Raw genomic sequence first — 19037 nt, 5'->3', positions numbered from 1 at the left:
GGGTTCCTCACAAAGACAATCCGGCGCCAGGGGTTGCCCGACGCCGGATCGAAGAAATCCCGACCCGATGGATTACGGGAAGGGGGAGAGGCACTTCTTCAGGAATCCTTTTTCCGCATCGCTATTGCACTGATTTCGCTCTCCACTGTCCGCTCTCAGAAATTTTCACCATAGGCTCGGGCCAGCAGCGATATGTAATGACCGGCGACCATCGGCCGTCTTGCCCGGGCGAGCCCCTCGGACAGCTGCATCATGCAGCCGGGACATCCCGTGACGACCCTGCCGGCACCCGTGTTGAGAATATCCTCTATCTTCCGGCCGGTGATCCCGGCGGACGTCTCCGGATGTGTGATCGTGTAGGAGCCGCCGCTTCCGCAGCAGGCGTCCGGCCTGGTCATTTCTTTCAGCGTGACGCCGGGAATCGACTGCAGGAGGATCCGGGGCTCCGTGAAGACCTTCATGACTTTCTTCATGTGGCACGAATCATGGTATGTGACAGTCTCCTCCATGCGCCCTTCCGGTTGCCGGAACGGAACGACGGCCGTCAAAAAGGTGGAAATATCGAAGGTGCGGCTCTGCCAGAAGGCCGCCTTGGGGCCGTAGACCGGGTCGTCCGCCAGGATCTTCAGGAAGCCGTGCTGCCAGGACTCGCCGCAGGATCCGCAGGCCGTAACGATCTGAGCGGCTCCGCAGGTCTCCATGGCGTCGAGGTTTTTCCGTGCCAGGTCCCTTGCCCCTTCCACGTCGCCGTGGGCGAGCAGGGCGATGCCGCAGCACTGTTGGCCCCCGGGAACGAGAACCTCCACGTCGTTGGCGTTCAGCACCTTGACCACGTCCCAGGCAACACCGGGAAAAATGTAGTTGAAGGTGCACCCGGTGAAAAAGGCGGCGGTCGCTCCTGGTTTATGGAAGGAGATCCGCTCCGGCGCCTGCTCGCGAAAAGGCGTGGCGGCCAGGCCGGGAAAGATCCGTTTCGTCAGAAGCCCGATGTTGAAGCGGAGCTCGTACCCGGCGTCTCCGGGAATCCTGCGCAGGCCCAGTCTCTGCAGAGAGGCCCCGGTCTTCATCAGCCGGTTGAAGAGAGTCTGATTTCTCAGGGTCCGGAAAATCACGCGCTTGACCGCGTGGAGGCCCTTCTCCCTGGCCAGGGCGGCCCGGAGGGCGATCACAATCCCCCCTACGTCCACGCCGCAGGGGCAGTTCTGCATGCAGGAGGTGCAGACAAGGCAGTTGAAGAGCTTCTCCTGGACGCTCCCGTCATCGAGACGGAGATCGCCCCTGAGGACCGCCTCGGCGATGGCAAGTTTCCCCCGGGCATAGGAAGATTCCCGTTTTTCCGCTGGATACACGGGACAGACGGCCATGCAGTTGCCGCATTTCATGCACTTTGCGAGGGCGTCGGCCACGCCGTCCAGGGAGTCGTAGAGGGCCGTCTTCATCTCAGGGATTCCTTTTCAAAGGCACCATTTTGGCCGGATTCAGGATGGAATCGGGATCCAGGGCATCCTTCAGGCGGCGCATCAGGTTGATCCCGCTGCCGTTCAGCTCGTCCCCGAGGTATTTCATCTTGGCCAGCCCGATCCCGTGCTCGCCGGAAAGGGTTCCGCCGAGCCGGAGGGCCGTGGAGAAAATTTCGTCCACGGCCCGGTGGACCCGTTCCATTTCCTCCCCGTTTCGCACGTCCGTCAGAATGGTGGGATGAAGATTCCCGTCGCCTGCATGCCCGAATGTCCCGATCCGGAGGCGATACCGGCGGGCGATGTCCTGAACGGCAATGAGCATGTCGGCAATGCAGTTCCTGGGCACCGTGGCGTCTTCCAGGATGGTCGTGGGACTGACCTGCGCCAATGCGGGAAGGGCGGCCCTCCGGGCCGTCCAGATCCGGTCTCTCTCCATCTCCGACTGGGCGAGCCGGACCTTCCCTCCGTGCTCACCGATCACCTTCAGCACGGCCTCCGCTTCCGCATCCACCAGGTCCTGGGATCCACCGTCGACCTCGATCAGGAGAAGCGCTTCCGCATCCGTCGGCAATCCGACCTTCGCGTAGCTCTCGACGGTCTGAATGGTCACCCGGTCCATGATTTCCAGCGTGGCGGGGATGATGTGGGCCTTGATGATGCCCGTCACCGTGTTTCCGGCGTCTTCGAGCCGCTGAAACGTCGCCAGCATGGCCTTCCGGCATTTGGGAGGCGGGACGAGCTTGACGGTGATTTGGGTGATGATCCCCAGGGTGCCTTCGGAGCCTACAAAGAGGGAGGCGAAATCGTAGGCGGTGACGTTTTTCACCGTCTTCCCGCCGAACTTGAAGATTTCTCCCGAGGCCAGGACGACCTCCATCCCCAGGATATAATGTTTGGTCACACCGTATTTCAGCCCGCGCAGTCCTCCCGCGCATTCCGCGACGGATCCCCCCATGGTCGCCGTCGTCACCGTCCCCGGGTCGGGAGGGTACATCAGCCCGTACGGCGCCACGGCGTCGTTGAGGGCCTGGATGACCACGCCCGCCTGCACCGTGGCCGTCAGGTTCTCCGGGTCCACTTCCAGGATCCGGTCCATCCTCTGGAACGACAGGACGATGCCGCCCTGGATCGGAATGGTTCCCCCGCTGAGATTGGTGCCCGCCCCGCGGGGATAGACGGCCAGCCCGCTGTTCCTGGCGATCAGGACAATGTTCCGGACTTCCGCGGTGGTCGCCGGCAGCACAATCACGTCGGGCATCCGGCTCGGCTGATCGGGTGTGGCATCGTAGCTGTACGTAACGAGGTCGGCCCTGTCCTTCAGGACATTCGATTCGCCTACGGTGCCCTTCAACTGGGCGATCACGGAATCCTCGACCATATTTTCTTTCTCCATGAATGAATGTTTCGGTCCTGTCTTCTTTTGCCGATCCGGTTCCCGGCGCCCGACTCATCTTTTTGCAGGGTTGCGCGGAGATGAATCAACGCACAGGCCCCGAGTCAGCGCTTACGGAAGGTTTCCCTGACGACGGCCGGCTCCGCTTCCCTCGCATTCCTGGCAAGGAACGTGAGGATGACGACGGCGGCCACGGCGACGCCCAGCCAGGCCGCCCCGCCTCCCGACAGGGACGGCGACGCGGCGGCGGCAACGGGCGCCGCGGTCTTTTCATAGACCGGAACGATCCACTGGATGACATAGGCCTGCAGATAGGCCATTACGCCGATGACCGTCGTGAGAATGAGCGAGTGCATCACGGTGAAGCGGAAAATGTCGGCTTCCCTTCCCACCTGGTTCGTCGCCGCCGTGGCCACGGAAAGGGACTGCGGCGAGATCATCTTGCCGCAGACGCCGCCGGAGGAATTGGCCGCTACCGTAACCACCGGATCGACGCCGATCTGGGTGGCGGTAACCTCCTGCAGCTTTCCGAACAGGGCGTTCGACGACGTGTCCGAACCGGTCATGAACACGCCCAGCCAGCCGAGAAAAGCCGCGAAGAAGGGGAACAGGACGCCCGTTTTCGAAAAGGCGTCGCCCAGGGTGACGGCCATGCCCGAGAAGTTCATGATGTAGGCGAATCCCAGGATCGTCGCGATCGTGAAAATGGGCCAGCGCAGCGTTTTCAGGGTCTGGTAGGCCACCTGCGCCGCCGTGCGGAGGGAGGCCTTCATGACGGGGATCGAGAAGAGGCCGGCAAAGAGAATGGCCGTGCCGGCGGCGCTCAGGATGTTGAACATGTAAACGGCCGCCATGGGCCTGTCGCCACGAATCACCATGTTGTGAAGGCCCTCGATGGGAACCCGGACGAGCGAATGCTGGTCCAGTAGCATCTTGATCGGTTTCACCCCCCAGGCGGCGACAAAGATCGACAGAATGATGAACGGCGTCCAGGCCCGGAACACCTGGCCTCCGGTGTACAGAAGCTTCGCGCGGCCGCCGCTTTGGGGCTCGCCGTCAAAGTGCCAGCTCTCTTTCGGCTGCCAGAAGCGGAGGAACACGACCAGGCAGACGATGGAGACGATGGACGCAATGATGTCCGGCAGCAGGGGCCCGACGAAATTGGCCGTCAGGAACTGGGCGACGGCAAAGGACCCGCCGCTGACGAAGGCCGCCGGCCACACCTCGAGGCCCTTTTTCCATCCGCTCATGAGCACGACCATGTAGAGGGGAATCAGTACGCTGACAAAGGGGAGCGTCCGGCCGACCATCCGGCTCAGGGCCATCTGATCGACACCCGACACCTGGGAACCCACGATGATGGGGATGCCGATGGCGCCGAAGGCGACCGGGGCGGTGTTGGCGATCAGGCAGATGCCTGCGGCGTAAAGGGGCTTGAACCCCAGGCCTGCCAGCATGGCCGCGGTGATGGCCACGGGCGTGCCGAACCCCGCGGCCCCCTCGATGAAGGCGCCGAAGGAAAAGGCGATCAGGAGGGCCTGGATGCGCCGGTCGTCGGAGATGGTCGCCAGCGAGTTCTTGATGATCTCGAACTCGCCCGTCTTCACGGACAGATTGTAGATGAAGACGGCCGTGACGACGATCCAGCAGACGGGCCAGAGGCCGAAGAGCATGCCGTACCCCGCGGAGTACAGGCTCAACTTCGCGGGCATGCCGTACACAAAGACGGAGATGACCACAGCGATCGCCAGCGCGCTTACCGCCGCCCAATGGCCCTTCATGCGCCGAAAAGCGAGGGCCCAGAAGAGATAAAGGATCGGAATCGCCGCCACCAGGGACGACAGGGCAAGATTTTCGAGCGGATTGGTGTTGATGGTCCAAGGCATGATCTCTTCTTGACACTCCTTTCTTGATTATCGATGAGCGCGGGGACATCGCCCCGCGGACGGACTATTTTTTCAAACATTCTTGTTCGTGAAAGCTCGGGAATGGATCCGACCGGACAGGCCATGAAGGCATCGGGGCAGCACCCGGGATCACCATATCCGGATTTCTCCCGGCCGGGACCGCGGACACTCCGCGGGAATCATCATGACCGGGGGGAAAGAGGTCTTTCACGAACCGGTTTCCGCAGGCAGGTGGACAACGTTCGGGGAGGATTTTTAACACCAACGGGGAAGATCGCAATGCCGGAAGTTCTGTTAGCGATTGGCAGGAATGTGTAGGTATCGGACATCAGGTGATCCGGGAGAAGGTTGATCTGGACGGGCTTCGCTTGCCCGAACCGTCTCCCTGACCTGCACCCTGCATTCAGACCAATTTTGAAAACGGACCGTTCCTGGCACGGCAGGCAGCGGGGAAATGGATCGGGACGCCATGCCCGCAGGATTCGTTCCTCTTCTTAATCGCCCATTGCCATGCATCAAACTGGCGCAATCCCGCCGATGTGTGCTAAAGTCCGTGCATGATTGAAAAAGTCGTAAAAAAAGGATCCTTTCAGAAGAGCGACTGCCTCCGGGACGACCTGTCCTACTGGTTGAGCAGGACGCCGGAGGAACGGATCGCCGCCGTCGATGAACTCCGCAGGCAACAGCATGGAAACACAGCCCGACTTCAAAGAGTTGCTCGCACTGTTCAACGCCCACTGCGTTGAGTATCTCATCGTGGGGGGCTACGCCCTGGCATTTCACGGTGTTCCCCGCTTCACCGGAGATCTGGATCTTCTCGTCAAGGCTGAGTCCGCCAATGCCCGGCGGATCCTGGCCGCCCTTGAGGCCTTCGGCTTCGGATCGCTGGGTCTTTCGGAGAGCGATTTCGAGCACCCCGAACGGACCGTGCAACTCGGCATTCCCCCTGTCCGCATTGATCTGATCACCTCACTGACCGGCGTTTCATGGGACGAGGCATGGGCGGGGCGGGTCTCCGGAAGGTACGGGGACATCCCCGTCGCATTCATCGGGCGGGAACAGTTTGTCGTCAACAAGCGGGCAACGGGACGAGTCAGGGATCTGGCGGATATCGAAGGGCTCGGGGAACGATAGCGCCACAGTCGGATCACCAGCCGGTTCATCTCCCCCACAGGCCGAGCCAGAGCTGGAACAGGCCGAAGCCGGCCAGGGTGAGGGCGGAGACACCGATCATGGCGCGGTTCACCTTCGGCCCAAGTCTCCGGGCGGTGCCGAACAGGAGGATGATCCCCGCCAGGCTGAGGATGATGGCGGCATAGAAGCCGGCGAGAAAGACGATCCCATCGGCCGGGGCGGTGCGCCATCCGTTCAGGAGGATCGGTCCCGTCACGAGGCTCCAGTAGAGATATGGACTGGGATTGGCGGCGTTCATCAGGGCGGCGTGCAGGACGGTCTGTTTCGCCGCCTTTTCGTCCGTGGCAGGTACGCCCTCGAATGTCCGCCAGGCCCTGAAGGCGCCGTATGCGAGATAGAGGACGAACAGGCCGCCGGCGAGATACAGGAAACGCTGGAACCAGAGGGGCACCCGGCTCAGGACGAAGAGGCACAGGACGATGATGGGGCCGTCGCTGACCAGCGGCGCCAGGGCCGCCGGAAGCGTGCGGCGCCACCCCCGGGAGAGGGTCCGTGAGATAAGATAGGTCTGGAACGGCCCCGGCTGCACCGCAGCGGCGAAGCCCAGGCCGATCCCCTGGATCAGGTAGGCCCACACCGTCATGGCGGCCCCCGGCGGGCGCTCACGTCTTTTCCCCGAAGGCCTTGAAGAAGGTGTAGCAGAACACGCCGTCGGATTCCGCGGTCCGGTACAGGTCCGCGATACCCCGGTCGAAATCCTGCGGGGCGGCGAGACCGGCCTTCAGAGCGGACTCCCTGACGCCCTCGATCATGGCCGTGAAGGTCTTCTTCGTGAATCCCTCGACCAGTTGGGGCCGGCTGGAGTCGACGTAGACCATTCGCGGCGATACGCGGACAGAGCCGAAACCAGCCCGGCACAGGAGCGGGTACAGCTCCCTTCCCACGTCGGCATTCCCCCCGGCCCGCCGCTGCAGCTCGACCTGGCACTGGATCGCCCGGTGCGCCGCCTCGCTGTCGGGATGGAAGAAGGTCGAGCCGTGGTCCCCTTCGATGACCGTGACCGTCCCGCCCGTCCGGAGAAGACTTTTCAGCGCCAGCAGGGCATCGACGGGCCTCGGCAGATGCTCCAGGACGAAGCATACAAAGACATGGTCGAAGGATTCCGCCTCAAAAGGCAGGCTGAATATGTCGGCCCGGCGGAAGGTCACGTTCGTCAACCCCGCCGAAGTCACCTTCTCCTCGGCCTCCCGGACGGACGCCTCGGAGATGTCGATCGAGGTGATCCGGGCCTCGGGGCTGTTTCGGGCGAGGGTGATCGTCTGGGCGCCGACGCCGCAGCCGGCCTCCAGCACGCGGCTCCCCGCCGGGTAGGCGGTGTCGGAATGGAGCAGATGGACCAGCGTGGACGCCTGGTCCTGAAGCCGGATGTTTTCCAGCGGATCGTAACCGTGTACATACGCGTGACTCATGGGTCCTCCGCCATATCGGGATCGCGGCGGCCGCGGCAAAGGCTTTGCGGCCGCCGCCGCAGGACTTGTATCAAAAGTGCCGGGAAACCGCCAGCCCGTCGACCGGGCCGCGGGTTCAGCCCTCCCGGTGCCGATTCAGCATCATCCCGGCAATCCAGACCAGCGCCCCGGCGGTGATGGCAACGTCGGCGAAATTGAAGAAGCCCGTGTGAAGCGAACCGGCTCCGATACGAACGAAGTCCACCACGGAGCCGCCGTACAGGACGCGGTCCAGGAGGTTGCCGGCGCCGCCGGCAAAAAACAGCGAAACGGCCAGCAGTTCGAACGGGCGCACGTCTTTGGACCAAAGCGCAAAGACCAGGATTGCGAGGAGTAGCCCTCCGACCCCGACCAGAAAAAGGCCCAGCCGCCAGGGCTCCGGGAGGGAGGCCCCCAGGCTCAGAAACCCGCCCGGATTCTGAACGAGCTGTACGCGGACCATGTCGCCGAGAAAGGACAGCGTTCCCGTCTCCGGGAGAATCCAGAGGGCGGCCTGCTTCGTCGCCTGGTCGCAGCCGATGCAGGGCAGCGAGACCAGGCACATCATCATCAATCGATTCCAGATGCTCATTTTTCGGATACCCACTGACGCAGCCTCAAGAAGGCTCGGCAATGCCCTTCTCTTTGTAAATCGGTCGGACGATGGACCGTAGCAGGGGAAGCTTGCCGGCAAAGAAAACGGCGCCGGCGATGCAGAAGACCCCTCCGATCGCCATGGTGGCGGTGATGCCGATCGCTTCGGCCACGGAACCCGCCATCAGGCTGCCCAACGGCGCCATCCCCAGGAACGCGACGGCGAAGAAGCTCATCACCCGCCCGCGCTTGCTGTCCTCCACGAGGGTCTGCAGCATCGTGTTGCAGGATGCCACATGGATCATGATGCCGATGCCGACGATGAGCATCAGGAAAAGAGAAATCCAGAGGGTGCGGGAAAAGGCGAAGGCGATCAGGCCCACGCCGAAGATGCCCGCCGACAGCGGAATGATCCGGCCCAGCCCGAAAACCGATGTTCTGGACGCCAGGTAGAGGGCGCCCGCGAATGCCCCCACGCCCGCTGCCGACATCAGGAAGCCCAGGGTATGGGGACCTCCGTGCAGGATGTCCCGGGCAAAAGCGGGCATCAGAACCGCATAGGGAACCCCCATGAAGCTCGTCAGGGCCAGAAGCAGGAGGATGAACCGGATCGGTTTGAATTCGTAGGCGTACCGGAACCCCTCCGCCAGTTCCTGAAGCATATTGGTGCTCTTTTTCACCGGGGCCGCCGGGGACATCCTCATGGCAAGAAGCGCCGCGATGACGGCGATATAGCTCAGGCCGTTCAGGAGAAAGCAGACCCCTTCTCCCACCAGGGCGATGAGGATGCCCGCCACGGAGGGTCCGAGAAACCTTGCCCCGTTGAACATGGCGGAGTTCAGGGCGATGGCGTTGCCTAGGTCCTTCTTGTCGTCGATCATGTGGATGACGAAAGACTGCCGTGTCGGGATGTCGAGGGCGTTGACGCAGCCCAGGAAAAGGCTCAGCAGGATGATGTGCCAGACCGCGATGGCTCCCGTCAGAACGAGAACCGCCAGCGTCAGGGCCTGCACCATCGACAGCGTCTGGGTCAGGACCAGGGTCCGGTGGCGGTTCCAGCGGTCCGAGAGGACCCCCGCGAACGGAGAGACGACAAACGTGGGGAACTGGCCCGCAAAGCCGACCACCCCCAGCAGGAAGACCGAATCGGTCAGGCGGTAGACCAGCCAGCTCAGCGCGACCTGCTGCATCCAGGTGCCGATCAGGGAAATCCCCTGGCCCGTGAAGAACAGTCGGTAATTCCGGGACTTGAGCGTCCGAAAGATCACCCCGAAGGGTCCGGATTGTTCGGAAGCCATTCCTCTCGTCGCCCTCGGAGGATCATCATCCCCCCCGCCGGCCCGATTCCAACCTGCCCGGCATCTCTTCCCGTTAAAAAATCACAGCCGCACGTTCAGGAAGGCGTACCCCTCGTGGCGGCGGCGGCCGTCCTGCCTGATCCGGACTTCCGAGGCAAAGAGGGGGCCGTTCGTGACGACGGTGTGGTATTCGCCCCGTTCTCCCGATGGATCGATGCCGGCCGCCTCCATCTCGGCAATGGTCCCGGCGTCGATGGTCCGGCCCAGGAATCGCCCGTCCAGTTTCTCCTCATTGACGACGACAATCGCCGCCGCAAATCCCAGAGCGACGAACTCTTCCAGGAGCTTCCGGCGGCCCCGCCTCCAGAGGGGGTGAACCGGCGTAATTCCCGCCTGGGCACAAACTCGCCGAACCCACTCGCGGTGCGGGTCCAGGTCGATATCCCCGAAGACCCCCGCCTCGATCCCCTCCCGCCGAAGTTCGCGGAGGGCCGAGACGAACTCCTCCTCGTAGTCCTCCCACGAGGCGGAGCGGAAAACGGGCCGCATCCCCAAGCTCCTTGCCTGCTCCTCCAGGAGCGGCCGGGGGAGGGCGTGGGAACGGGACGACATGCCGTCCTCCGACAGCATGGTCAAGAGGGCCTCCGGCTTCCCACCGCTCCGGACGGCGTGGTAAAGGGCCAGGCACGAGTCTTTCCCCCCGCTCCAAGAGCAGAAAAACGGCTGGCCGGCCGGCGATCCATCCGCGTTCATGACAGGGGTCTTCCCTTTTCCGAATCTCAACTGATGTCGGTGATCCGATAGAACAGGCCGTCCCGGAACTCGAACTCGGACCGTCCGCAGAGGCAAAGCGTTTCGCCGGCCTTCGGACCGCCCGGCACGTCCGCGGCCAAGACGCCCTTGAAATCGATGCTCGCCGACGCCCGGTCGCCCTCGATCGACAGGCTCGCGATCTCCTGGCGGCGGGAGGCAAACAGACCTTTCGATTGGACCGCCAGGGCGCGGAGCGCCCCGATTCCATCCGCCTCGGCGGTGACCGTCCCGCCGGCCACGTTTCTGAACAGCACGTCCGGATGCATCAGGGCCAGCATGCCTTCCACGTCAAGGGCGTTGTAGGCCGCAATGTACCGTTCGATCAGCGCCTGAATTTCCTTTGCAGTCATGGGCAACGGGCCTCCTCAGGACAGGGAACCGCGGGCGCTCAGCAAGGCCTCGACTTCCTCCGCCGTCCGGACGTCTCCGAAGAACAGCATCGTGTTCCTGAGGGCGTTCTCCATAAGGGCGTCCGACGTGGCGGTCGTGCCGTCCGCCACCAGGATCACCTCGTAATCCATCTGCATGGCGTCCCGGACCGTCGATTCGACGCAGACGTTGGCGGCGATTCCGGCCACGATCAACTGCGTCCGCCTCAGGGCATCCAGCTTCTCCCGAAGACCCGGCGGCCGGGACAGGAACGCGCTGTAGCGGTTCTTGAACACGACGTGATCGCGGGCGGGATCGAAATGCATCTCCGGGAAGATCTCCGTTCCCGGGCCCATGTTGGCCTCGTTCTTCCAGTGCCTCTCGTCGTGGAAGGCCGGATACAGGCCCCCGTCGTGCCTGCCCGGGGTCTCGGTGATGTTCTGCCGCACCCAGATCACGGGGACACCCGCCTTGCGGCAGAAATCGGCGAGCCGGTTGATCCGCTCGATTACCAGGCCGATCCGCGGCATTGCATCATGGGACACGGGGGCGCAGGAGAAGTTCTGCATGTCGATGACCACAAAGGCGGCCTTCGCGACGCTCGGGGAAAACAGGCATTCCGGCCGCCCCCACTGCCGGAACAGGGGGTACAGCTCGGCGCGAAGCCCGCGGAGCATCCCCTCGGCCGCCGCCGCGTCCCGTTCAATGTTGCCGTTCTTCATCGTCCACTCCGTCCATTTTTGATTCGCCGCCGGCAGCGGATCGTGCAGCCGGCATACGGCCCTGTCAAGGCGTCAGACTGCACCGGGGAATCCATCGTGTCAAATTGAAAGTCACACGTTCAATCGGATGCAAGTACAACAGGCGGGGTTATTTCGCTATGTTTCGCGGCTTCCGCTTCACCGCCAGCAGCCGCTCCGTGTCGGCCGCGATTTCATCCGCGTCGACGGCGAGAAGCAGCCATTTCCCGTCGTGGTAGGTCGTGGCCGCGTCGTAGTCCCTCCGGGTCCGCTCTGACAGATCCTGCCGCATCGCCTCCACCTTCGCCAGCTCCTCCGCGCCGAAGACGATCAGCAGGGCGAAGCGGTTCCTTTCCGGAATCAGCGTGCAGAATGACTTCCCCTTTTTATAGCGGCGCGACCAGCCGTGTTTCTTTCCTCCAAACAGCCACTCCGGCGCGAAGACACCCGGGTAGTTGCGCTCGATCATGGACTCGACGCGCAGCCAGCATTCCCAAGCCTCACCGCCGATCCAAGCCTCGACTTCCCCCGGGGCGGGAGGCCCCCCCGGGTCCGTCATGCGAAGACCGCTCTGTGCCATGGAATCCTCCTGCCGGGAATTGAAACCCGCGCTTCGTCGATTCCCGCCACGTACGTCAATCGCTGCCTGCAAGATCACGAGACAGGAAGGTCACGCGAAACGGCAGGTGGGGATAATCCTTCGTGACGCCCTCGACGAAACCGAACCCCTTGTACCATGCCTTGAGCTCGTCCTGCTCCGCGATCATGGCGATGCCGACGCGGCGGAGGCCGAGACGCCGCACCTCGGCAAAGACATGCTCCACCAGCACCTTTCCCAAGCCCTGCCGTCGATTTCCGGGCAATACCGACAGGCGCTCCAGGTAGCACCCGGCGTCGTCGGTCCGCTCAAAGGCGACGCACCCGGCGGTCCGGTCCCCCATCTCCAGGACGTAATACACGACGCCCCGCTCCATGTCCTTCAAGACCCAGTCCTCCTCGCAGTTGGAGGGATGCCGGGCCGCGTTCTCCTTCGTCAGGCCGAACCGCTCCGCCACCGTCCGGAAAGACATCCGGATCGTTTCGGCCAGCATGGCGCAGTCTTCCATCGTGCAGATGCGAATCAGAAATTTCATATCCTAATCCAGCCGCTTCCGGAACCGCACCGTCGCCCCGGCGAAGACGGCGGTTCCCAGGATGATGAGGGCGACATACTGGGGCCAGAGGACATCCAGGCCCACGCCCTTCAGGAAGATTCCCCGGATGATGACGAGGAAGTAGCGGAGCGGGTTCAGGAAGGTCAGCCACTGGACCGGCTCGGGCATGTTGGCGATGGGGAAGACGAACCCCGAGAGCAGGAAGAAGGGCAGGATGACGAAGAAGGTTGCCATCATGGCCTGCTGCTGCGTCGAGGACACCGTGGAGATGAAGAGGCCCATGCCGAGGGTGGAGAGAAGAAAGAGGCAGGTGGCAATGGCCAGGAGGCCGATCGACCCCTCCAGGGGGATCTCGAACCAGAAGACCGCCAGGATCGTCACCACGATCATCTGGGCGAAAGAGATGACGATGTAGGGGATCGTCTTGCCGATGATCAGCTCCACCGGCTTGAGCGGCGTGACGATGAGCTGCTCCATCGTCCCGGCCTCCTTCTCCTTGATGATGGCGATGGAGGTGAGGAGCAGCGAGATCAGCATCACGATGAAGGCGACGATCCCCGGAACGAAGAAGTGGGGGCTGTCCAGGTTCGCGTTGTACCAGGTGCGGATCCGCGCGTCGACCCGGGCGTAGTCCATATGCATCGGGTTGAGTTCCCGGATCAGGGTCCGGTTGTACCGGTCCAGGACGGTCATGGTGTAGGCGATCCGGACGGATGCCATGTTGCTCATGGTGCCGTCGGCTAGGATCTGGACCTCCGACGTCTCGCCCCGGCGGATTTGCCGGCTCATGTCGGGGGCCACCTTGACCGCCAGGTCCACCTTCCCCTTGAGGAGAAGATCTTCCAGCGCCCGGGTATCGCGAACGGGGTGGGTGATGTCGAAGATCCCGTTCCCCTGGAAGTTCTCCGCCAGCAGGCGGCTCTCCCGGGTCTGCGCCTGGTCCAGCCAGGCGACGCGGATGTGGCGGATGTCGTAGTTCACCACGTAGCCGAAGACGAGGATCTGGATGATGGGCGCAATGACGAGGATGCGCCGGTTCTTCGGGTCCCGGAAGAGGCTGAGGAACTCCTTGCGGACGAGTTCGCGGATACGCAGCCGGTTCATCCTACAGGCCCTCCTTCTTCAGCAGCGCCCCGGTCATCCCCGCCAGGACCAGGAACATGACGCCCAGGACCGCGAAGTTCGTCCACATCTGGATGAACCCGAGGTTTTTCAGGTAGATGCCGCTCAGAATCTCGATGTAGTAGTTCGCCGGTACGATATACGTGAGGAGTTGGAGGGCCTTCGGCATGTTGGCGATGGGGAAGACGAAGTTCGACAGCAACAGCGACGGCAGATAGGTGAGGAGGATCGCCCCCTGGTTGGCCACAAGCTGGTTCTTGGTGACCGTGGAGATGAGAAGCCCCAGGGCCAGGGCCACCGACAGGTAGAGAGACGAGGCCAGGATCATGACCCAGAAACTCGCCTTCATGACGATGCCGAAGAGGACCTGTCCCATGAAGACGGCGATCAGGACATCGATCAGGCCGATGAAGAAGTAGGGAACCGCCTTGCCGACCAGGAGCTCCATCCCCGTGACGGGGAGGGACTTCAGGGTCTCCATGGTCCCGCTCTCGTACTCCCGGGCGATGACCAGGGAGGTCAGGATGGCCCCGACGATCATGATGATGAGGGCGATGATTCCGGGGACGATGAAGTTCCGGCTCTCCAGGTCCTCGTTGAACCAGACCCGGATGCGCCCCTCCACGGGAGCCCGGATCGGCTCGATCCCCCGGCGGGTGAGGAAATCCGCCAGGAGCTTCCCGTTGTACTGCTCGACGAAGGCGTTGACGTAACCCCGGGCGATGTTGGCGAAGTTCGGGTCGCTGCCGTCCAGGAGGATCTGCAGCGGCGCCTCCCGGTCGCTCCGGAGGTTCTCCGTCCAGTCGGGGGGAATGACGACCGCCACGGTCGCCCGGTCCCGGTCGAGCCAGTCGGCGACAATGCGTGTGTCCGCCAGGTGGGCCTTCACGTGAAAATAGGGTGACGCATCGAGGCGGCGAATGAAGTCCCGGCTCAGGTCGGTGCGGTCCTGGTCCACGACCACCGTCTCGACGTTGTCCACGTCAAGGCTCAGCGCGTAGCCGAACAGGAGGATCAAGAGAAGCGGAATCGCGAAGGCCAGGATGAGGCTCCGGTAGTCCCGGATCAGGTGATAGAACTCCTTGCGGATGATGGCCTGGACGCGGACGGGGTTCATGATCATTCCTCAGGCGTCTGCTTTTCCGAACGTTGAAACAGGGCGACGACTGCGCGTTTCCCCCTGCCGTTTCATGGCAGCTTTCACCGGAAAACCGGCGGGCGACGGGTCCGCGCAACCTCGCGGCGCAACGCTCAGCAGCTTCATTTCACGTTGACCTTGAAAACAGCCGTCCGGGCGGGTTCGACGCTCTTTTCCCAGGAGCGGACGTAAACCATCCGGATCTCCGCCGTCCCCGGCTTCACGGCCTGAAACCGCCAGACTTCCTGCCCGCCGGCGCCCGGACGCTTCACCCTCGGTACCCGATAGCGGTTGTGGACCTTCTTCACCACCGCTTCGTCGGGCGTTTCCGCGAGCTGCCACCCGTAGCCCGTCGTTCGGTTGGAGTCGAGGACGATGCGGAAGGTTTCCCCCGCCGCCACTTCAACCGGCTGATTCGGATCGGTGAAGACCGGCCCGACTCCCCCGACCCGGCCCGCCCCCGCCCGGCCGTCTCCCGGCGCGGCCTGAATCGCCGGAGCCAAGACCATCGTTATGATAAAAACCAGAAACAGCATCCATCCCTTCTTCATGTCTCGATCCTCCTTTCTTTTTTCCCGCTCTTCTCAGCAGGGCTTCCGGGCCATCAGGCTGATGAAGGCGTCGTTGAGGTCCGCATCTTCCCGGTCCGGGCAGGCCATGTCGACGATCTCCCCGGGACTTCCCTGGGCCACGATGGCGCCCTGGTCGATGAGGACCAGGCGCTCGCAGTTCCTCGCCTCGTCCATGTAGTGGGTCGTGACGAACACCGTGATGCCTTCGTCCGCCAGCTGCCGGATGAAGTCCCAGAAGTGGCGGCGCGTCACCGGATCGACCCCGGATGTCGGCTCGTCGAGAAACAGGATCTCCGGCCGGTGCAGGAGGGCGCACCCCAGGGCCAGCCGCTGCTTCCAGCCCTGCGGCAGGTCCCCCGTGGGGCGGTCCTTCACCGCCTCCAGCCGCGCCATGGAGAGGACCCAGCGGGTCCGCTCCCCCCAGAGATCCGGCGGAACGGCGTAGATCCCCAGGTAGAAGCGGAGGTTCTCCGCGGGCGTCAGGTCTTCGTAGAGGGAAAACTTCTGGGACATGTAGCCGATCACGCCCTTGACCCGCTCGGGCTCCCGGAAGATGTCGATCCCCGCCACCTCGCCCCGGCCGGAGGTGGGGCTCAGGATGCCGCAGAGCATGCGGATCGTCGTGGACTTGCCCGAGCCGTTGGAGCCGAGAAAGCCGAAGATCTCGCCCCGCTTCACCGAAAAGGTGATCCGGTTCACCGCAACGAAGTCGCCGAACCGCTTCTCCAGTTCCTGAACGGCGATGGCATCACCGCTGGAAGGCTTCATTTGCCAGTTCCTCGTCCACGTCCCGGATCCGGGCGATCATGGCCTCCTCCAGGGAGGGGAAGTCCGCCCGGACGTCCGCCGGGGTAGCCGTCTCGATCAGGCTCGCCTTGTGCATCAGGGCCAGCCGGTCGCACTTCTCCCCCTCGTCCAGGTAGGCCGTCGAGACCAGGATCGTCATGCCCTCCTGCCGCATCTGCTTCAGGATGTCCCAGAATTCCTGCCGCGAGACGGGATCGACGCCGTTGGTCGGCTCGTCCAGGATGAGGACCCGTGGCTCGTGGACCAGCACGCAGGCCAGTCCCAGCTTCTGCTTCATCCCGCCGGAGAGGTTTCCCGCCGGGCGGTCGACAAAGGGAAGGAGGTTGGAGAACCCGAGGTATTTCTCCCGACGGCGGATCCGCTCCGCCCGGGGAATGTTGAAGACATCCATGAAGAAGCGCAGGTTCTCGTCCACCGTCAGGTCCGCGTAGAGGCCGAAGCGCTGGGGCATGTAGCCGATGAGGGGCTTCACCTTCTTCCGGTCCTTAACAACGTCGAGGCCATCGATGGTGATCCGCCCGGCCAGGGGTGCGATCATGGTGGCCGCCATGCGCAGCAGGGTCGATTTCCCCGCCCCGTCGGAGCCGACCAGGCCGAAGAGGGTCCCCTCCTCCACCGCGAGGGACACCTCCCGGACGGCCTCGACGACACCGAACCGCATGGACACATTCTCCACGGAAACAAAGGGCGCCACGGCATACCTCACTTCAGCCAGGCGTCCGCCGGCATGCCCGACTTCAGCTCCAGGTTCGGGTTGGGCACATTCACTTTCACCAGGTAGACGAGCTTCACCCTCTCCTTCTTCGTCTGGATGATCTTGGGCGTGAACTCGCCCTCGGGAGAAATGAAGGTCACCCGGCCCTCGAAGGTTTTCTTCGGGAAGGTGTCCACCTTCACCTCCACCTTCTGTCCGGGCTTGACCTTGCCGATCTCCGTCTCGTCGACGAAGATCTTCAGGTCCACCGTGGAGAGATCGGTGACGGTCAGGACCTCCCGACCCGCCGTGACGACCTCACCCGGCTCGACGTTCCGGCTGGTGACGATGCCCGCAAAGGGAGCCGACAGTTTCGCATAGCCCGACTGGATCGTTGCCTGGTCCAGGGAGGCCAGGGCCGCCTCCGCGGCGGAACGGGCGCCCGCCAGGTCTTGCTGGGCCGCATCGATCTTTTTCAGGTTCGATTTTGCCTGGACGAGGACCGCCTCGGCCTCGGCCAGCCGATCTCGGTCGGTATCGGCCTTGAGCCGGACTGCGTCCCGCTCCTTCTCCGTCACCACCCCCCGGGAAAAGAGCTGCTCGTATCGGGCGGCATTCTTCCGGCTGTCCTCCGCAGCGCTCCGAACGGCCTTGAGGTTCGCCTCGGCCCTGAGCACGTCGGCAGGCAGGGTCTCCCGGTAGATGCCGTGAACCGTCCCGGCCTGTGCCTGGACGTGCCGGGCCCGCTCCAGGTTTGCCTTCGCCTGCTCTTGCCGGGCCTTCAGTTCCGACGGTTCCAGCTCCGCCAGGAACTGGTCCTTCGCCACGGCCTCTCCCTCCCTGACGGCAACCAGGACGACCCGTCCCGGGGCCTGGAAGGCCAGGTTGGCGTTCGTGGCCTCGATGGTTCCCGAATAGTACAGCTCCTGCCGCTGGTTCCTCCACTGGCCCCAGTAGACGAGGGCGCCCACACCCGCCAGGAGGACCAGGAAAACCGCGATGACAATCCGTTTCTTTTTCATGATGCAGCTCCCCGCCTATCGGCGCCCCATGGCCCGCTCCAGCCGGGCCAGACCGATGTGATAATCCGCCAGGGCGCCGGCGTGATCAGACCGGGACCGGGTCAGGAGCGTCTGGGCGTCCAGGACCTCCGTGGCCGTCCCGACCTGCTCGCGATAGCGTTCCTGGCTCATGCGAAAATTCTCCTCCGCCTGCTCGATGGCCTTCTTCGTCACCCCCACCTGCTTCCGGGCCTCATCGAGCTGGAGCCAGGCGTTCTTGACCTCCAGGGTAACCCGGTCCTTCATGCCCTCCAGGGCGTCCTGCACCTGGTTCCGGCGGCTCTTCACGGAGTCCACCCGGTACTTCGTGCGGCCCCATTCCCAGAAGTTCCAGTTCAGCATGCCCCCCACGTACCAGCTCTCGGCGTCCTGATAGGGACTGCCGGAAACGCCAGGGGTGTCGCCGAAACGCTCGTAGTGGCCGACGGCGCTGATGGTGGGGAAGAACTCGCTCCGCGCGGCGTCCACGTACCGGTCGGCCTGCTCGGTCTTCATGGCGTAGGACTTGATTTCGGGACGGCTTTCCAAGGCCTGCTTCCGAACGTCCGCCAGGGAGCCGTCGAAGGGCCGGAGATCCGGGATATCTTCCAGATCGACCCGTTCATTGACGTCCCGGCGCAGGATGGTGTTGAAGTTCGCCTTCGCCATCTCGAGGACGTTCTCCGCCTTCGTCAGGTTGTACTTCCCGTTGGCCAGCTCCACCTCCGCCCGGAGGACATCGTTCTTGGGCACCATCCCGACGTCGAAAAAGTCCTTCGCCATGTTCCGGTGGGCCTGGAGCAGTTCCACCGCCTGCCGGGCCGCCTCCACGAGACGCTGCACCTTCAGAACGTTGAAGTAGGCCGTCTTGACGTCCAGGACGAGGTCGTTGACGGCGGCCTGCTCGTCCGTCCGGGCGATCTCCGCGCCCAGCTTGCCGGCGCGCCAGTTGGCCACGATCCCGCCGCCGGCGAAGAGGGGCTGCCGGACCTCCGTGGCCCAGGTGTAGTTGTCCCGGGTCCCCGTCGTGAACGAGCCAAGGCTGGGAACGGTCATGCCGGGGTCCTCGTTGAGGCGGGTGTAGCCGTAAGACGTCGAGAACTTCGGCAGGAATCCCGTTAAGGCCTCCCGCTCCTGGGCCCGGGCGCCCGCGACGCCCTCCCGGGCCGAATGGACGAGCAGGCTTTGCTTCAGGGCGATGTCGATGCTTTCCTGAAGCGTCATCTTCTCCCCCGCGAGGCAGGACGTGCTTCCCAGGAGCAGGAGCAGCCCGGCCAGGATCATGGATGCATGGATTGACTTTTCTTTCATTGTG

General features: G+C 63.6%; 20 protein-coding genes. 1 reads left to right on the top strand and 19 read right to left on the bottom strand.

Annotated elements, in window-relative coordinates; genetic code table 11:
• Positions 1–155: 155 nt before the first annotated feature.
• From HPY65_10755 to HPY65_10745, 3 genes are all read right to left on the bottom strand, one after another.
• Positions 156–1439 carry a (Fe-S)-binding protein gene (locus HPY65_10755; GenBank protein ID NPU84956.1) on the bottom strand — a complete coding sequence of 428 codons (1284 nt, stop codon included), beginning with the start codon at positions 1437–1439 and terminating at the stop codon, positions 156–158.
• Between the two features lies 1 nt (position 1440).
• Positions 1441–2838, bottom strand: coding sequence for an FAD-binding protein (locus HPY65_10750; protein NPU84955.1), 1398 nt, complete (start codon positions 2836–2838; stop codon positions 1441–1443).
• 119 nt (positions 2839–2957) lie between these two features.
• The gene (locus tag HPY65_10745) at positions 2958–4739 is read right to left on the bottom strand and encodes a lactate permease LctP family transporter (GenBank protein NPU84954.1); all 1782 of its coding nucleotides are present in this window, start codon (positions 4737–4739) and stop codon (positions 2958–2960) included.
• Positions 4740–5447: 708 nt separating this feature from the next.
• Here HPY65_10745 and HPY65_10740 point away from each other — a divergent pair.
• Positions 5448–5894 (top strand): hypothetical protein, encoded by a 447-nt coding sequence (locus tag HPY65_10740; protein ID NPU84953.1) that lies wholly within the window; start codon positions 5448–5450, stop codon positions 5892–5894.
• Between the two features lie 25 nt (positions 5895–5919).
• Here HPY65_10740 and HPY65_10735 read toward each other — a convergent pair whose 3' ends face one another.
• The 16 genes from HPY65_10735 to HPY65_10660 form a co-directional block, all read right to left on the bottom strand.
• Positions 5920–6537 carry a LysE family transporter gene (locus tag HPY65_10735; protein NPU84952.1) on the bottom strand — a complete coding sequence of 206 codons (618 nt, stop codon included), beginning with the start codon at positions 6535–6537 and terminating at the stop codon, positions 5920–5922.
• Positions 6538–6556: 19 nt separating this feature from the next.
• Positions 6557–7363, bottom strand: coding sequence for a methyltransferase domain-containing protein (locus HPY65_10730; GenBank protein NPU84951.1), 807 nt, complete (start codon positions 7361–7363; stop codon positions 6557–6559).
• 115 nt (positions 7364–7478) lie between these two features.
• Positions 7479–7973, bottom strand: a complete 495-nt coding sequence (locus HPY65_10725) for a signal peptidase II (protein ID NPU84950.1) — start codon at positions 7971–7973, stop codon at positions 7479–7481.
• Between the two features lie 25 nt (positions 7974–7998).
• On the bottom strand, positions 7999–9273 hold the full coding sequence (locus tag HPY65_10720) for an MFS transporter (GenBank protein NPU84949.1): 1275 nt from the start codon (positions 9271–9273) through the stop codon (positions 7999–8001).
• Positions 9274–9354: 81 nt separating this feature from the next.
• Positions 9355–10026, bottom strand: a complete 672-nt coding sequence (locus HPY65_10715) for a diphthine--ammonia ligase (protein NPU84948.1) — start codon at positions 10024–10026, stop codon at positions 9355–9357.
• 26 nt (positions 10027–10052) lie between these two features.
• On the bottom strand, positions 10053–10436 hold the full coding sequence (locus HPY65_10710; protein NPU84947.1) for a nuclear transport factor 2 family protein: 384 nt from the start codon (positions 10434–10436) through the stop codon (positions 10053–10055).
• A gap of 15 nt (positions 10437–10451) precedes the next feature.
• Positions 10452–11177, bottom strand: coding sequence for a cysteine hydrolase (locus HPY65_10705; protein NPU84946.1), 726 nt, complete (start codon positions 11175–11177; stop codon positions 10452–10454).
• 148 nt (positions 11178–11325) lie between these two features.
• Entirely contained in the window at positions 11326–11775 is a 450-nt protein-coding gene (locus tag HPY65_10700; protein ID NPU84945.1) for a DUF3788 domain-containing protein, read from the bottom strand.
• Positions 11776–11830: 55 nt separating this feature from the next.
• Positions 11831–12328 (bottom strand): GNAT family N-acetyltransferase, encoded by a 498-nt coding sequence (locus HPY65_10695; protein NPU84944.1) that lies wholly within the window; start codon positions 12326–12328, stop codon positions 11831–11833.
• A gap of 3 nt (positions 12329–12331) precedes the next feature.
• Entirely contained in the window at positions 12332–13453 is a 1122-nt protein-coding gene (locus HPY65_10690; GenBank protein NPU84943.1) for an ABC transporter permease, read from the bottom strand.
• A 1-nt stretch (position 13454) separates the two neighbouring features.
• Positions 13455–14588 carry an ABC transporter permease gene (locus HPY65_10685; GenBank protein NPU84942.1) on the bottom strand — a complete coding sequence of 378 codons (1134 nt, stop codon included), beginning with the start codon at positions 14586–14588 and terminating at the stop codon, positions 13455–13457.
• Positions 14589–14731: 143 nt separating this feature from the next.
• Positions 14732–15160 carry a protease inhibitor I42 family protein gene (locus HPY65_10680; GenBank protein ID NPU84941.1) on the bottom strand — a complete coding sequence of 143 codons (429 nt, stop codon included), beginning with the start codon at positions 15158–15160 and terminating at the stop codon, positions 14732–14734.
• A 33-nt stretch (positions 15161–15193) separates the two neighbouring features.
• On the bottom strand, positions 15194–15949 hold the full coding sequence (locus HPY65_10675; GenBank protein ID NPU84940.1) for an ABC transporter ATP-binding protein: 756 nt from the start codon (positions 15947–15949) through the stop codon (positions 15194–15196).
• Positions 15930–16649, bottom strand: coding sequence for an ABC transporter ATP-binding protein (locus HPY65_10670; GenBank protein NPU84939.1), 720 nt, complete (start codon positions 16647–16649; stop codon positions 15930–15932). The genes HPY65_10675 and HPY65_10670 overlap by 20 nt, the downstream gene beginning before the upstream one ends.
• Positions 16650–16690: 41 nt before the next feature.
• Complete coding sequence (locus tag HPY65_10665; GenBank protein NPU84938.1) at positions 16691–17704, bottom strand: efflux RND transporter periplasmic adaptor subunit; 1014 nt, start codon at positions 17702–17704, stop codon at positions 16691–16693.
• 15 nt (positions 17705–17719) lie between these two features.
• Positions 17720–19033: a TolC family protein gene (locus tag HPY65_10660; protein NPU84937.1), complete on the bottom strand. Its 1314-nt coding sequence runs from the start codon at positions 19031–19033 to the stop codon at positions 17720–17722.
• Positions 19034–19037: the final 4 nt, after the last annotated feature.

The organism is Syntrophaceae bacterium (assembly GCA_013177825.1).
In the GTDB taxonomy this organism is placed as follows: domain Bacteria; phylum Desulfobacterota; class Syntrophia; order Syntrophales; family PHBD01; genus PHBD01.
This window is presented reverse-complemented; position numbering and strand designations above follow the sequence as displayed.

Coding starts and splice junctions, on each gene's coding strand:
- HPY65_10720 (NPU84949.1), bottom strand. CDS start 9,273: ATGGCTTCCGAACAATCCGGACCCTTCGGGGTGATCTTTCGGACGCTC.
- HPY65_10670 (NPU84939.1), bottom strand. CDS start 16,649: ATGCGGTTCGGTGTCGTCGAGGCCGTCCGGGAGGTGTCCCTCGCGGTG.
- HPY65_10680 (NPU84941.1), bottom strand. CDS start 15,160: ATGAAGAAGGGATGGATGCTGTTTCTGGTTTTTATCATAACGATGGTC.
- HPY65_10730 (NPU84951.1), bottom strand. CDS start 7,363: ATGAGTCACGCGTATGTACACGGTTACGATCCGCTGGAAAACATCCGG.
- HPY65_10725 (NPU84950.1), bottom strand. CDS start 7,973: ATGAGCATCTGGAATCGATTGATGATGATGTGCCTGGTCTCGCTGCCC.
- HPY65_10735 (NPU84952.1), bottom strand. CDS start 6,537: ATGACGGTGTGGGCCTACCTGATCCAGGGGATCGGCCTGGGCTTCGCC.
- HPY65_10755 (NPU84956.1), bottom strand. CDS start 1,439: ATGAAGACGGCCCTCTACGACTCCCTGGACGGCGTGGCCGACGCCCTC.
- HPY65_10675 (NPU84940.1), bottom strand. CDS start 15,949: ATGAAGCCTTCCAGCGGTGATGCCATCGCCGTTCAGGAACTGGAGAAG.
- HPY65_10710 (NPU84947.1), bottom strand. CDS start 10,436: ATGACTGCAAAGGAAATTCAGGCGCTGATCGAACGGTACATTGCGGCC.
- HPY65_10695 (NPU84944.1), bottom strand. CDS start 12,328: ATGAAATTTCTGATTCGCATCTGCACGATGGAAGACTGCGCCATGCTG.
- HPY65_10715 (NPU84948.1), bottom strand. CDS start 10,026: ATGAACGCGGATGGATCGCCGGCCGGCCAGCCGTTTTTCTGCTCTTGG.
- HPY65_10685 (NPU84942.1), bottom strand. CDS start 14,588: ATGAACCCCGTCCGCGTCCAGGCCATCATCCGCAAGGAGTTCTATCAC.
- HPY65_10705 (NPU84946.1), bottom strand. CDS start 11,177: ATGAAGAACGGCAACATTGAACGGGACGCGGCGGCGGCCGAGGGGATG.
- HPY65_10745 (NPU84954.1), bottom strand. CDS start 4,739: ATGCCTTGGACCATCAACACCAATCCGCTCGAAAATCTTGCCCTGTCG.
- HPY65_10700 (NPU84945.1), bottom strand. CDS start 11,775: ATGGCACAGAGCGGTCTTCGCATGACGGACCCGGGGGGGCCTCCCGCC.
- HPY65_10665 (NPU84938.1), bottom strand. CDS start 17,704: ATGAAAAAGAAACGGATTGTCATCGCGGTTTTCCTGGTCCTCCTGGCG.
- HPY65_10660 (NPU84937.1), bottom strand. CDS start 19,033: ATGAAAGAAAAGTCAATCCATGCATCCATGATCCTGGCCGGGCTGCTC.
- HPY65_10690 (NPU84943.1), bottom strand. CDS start 13,453: ATGAACCGGCTGCGTATCCGCGAACTCGTCCGCAAGGAGTTCCTCAGC.
- HPY65_10740 (NPU84953.1), top strand. CDS start 5,448: ATGGAAACACAGCCCGACTTCAAAGAGTTGCTCGCACTGTTCAACGCC.
- HPY65_10750 (NPU84955.1), bottom strand. CDS start 2,838: ATGGTCGAGGATTCCGTGATCGCCCAGTTGAAGGGCACCGTAGGCGAA.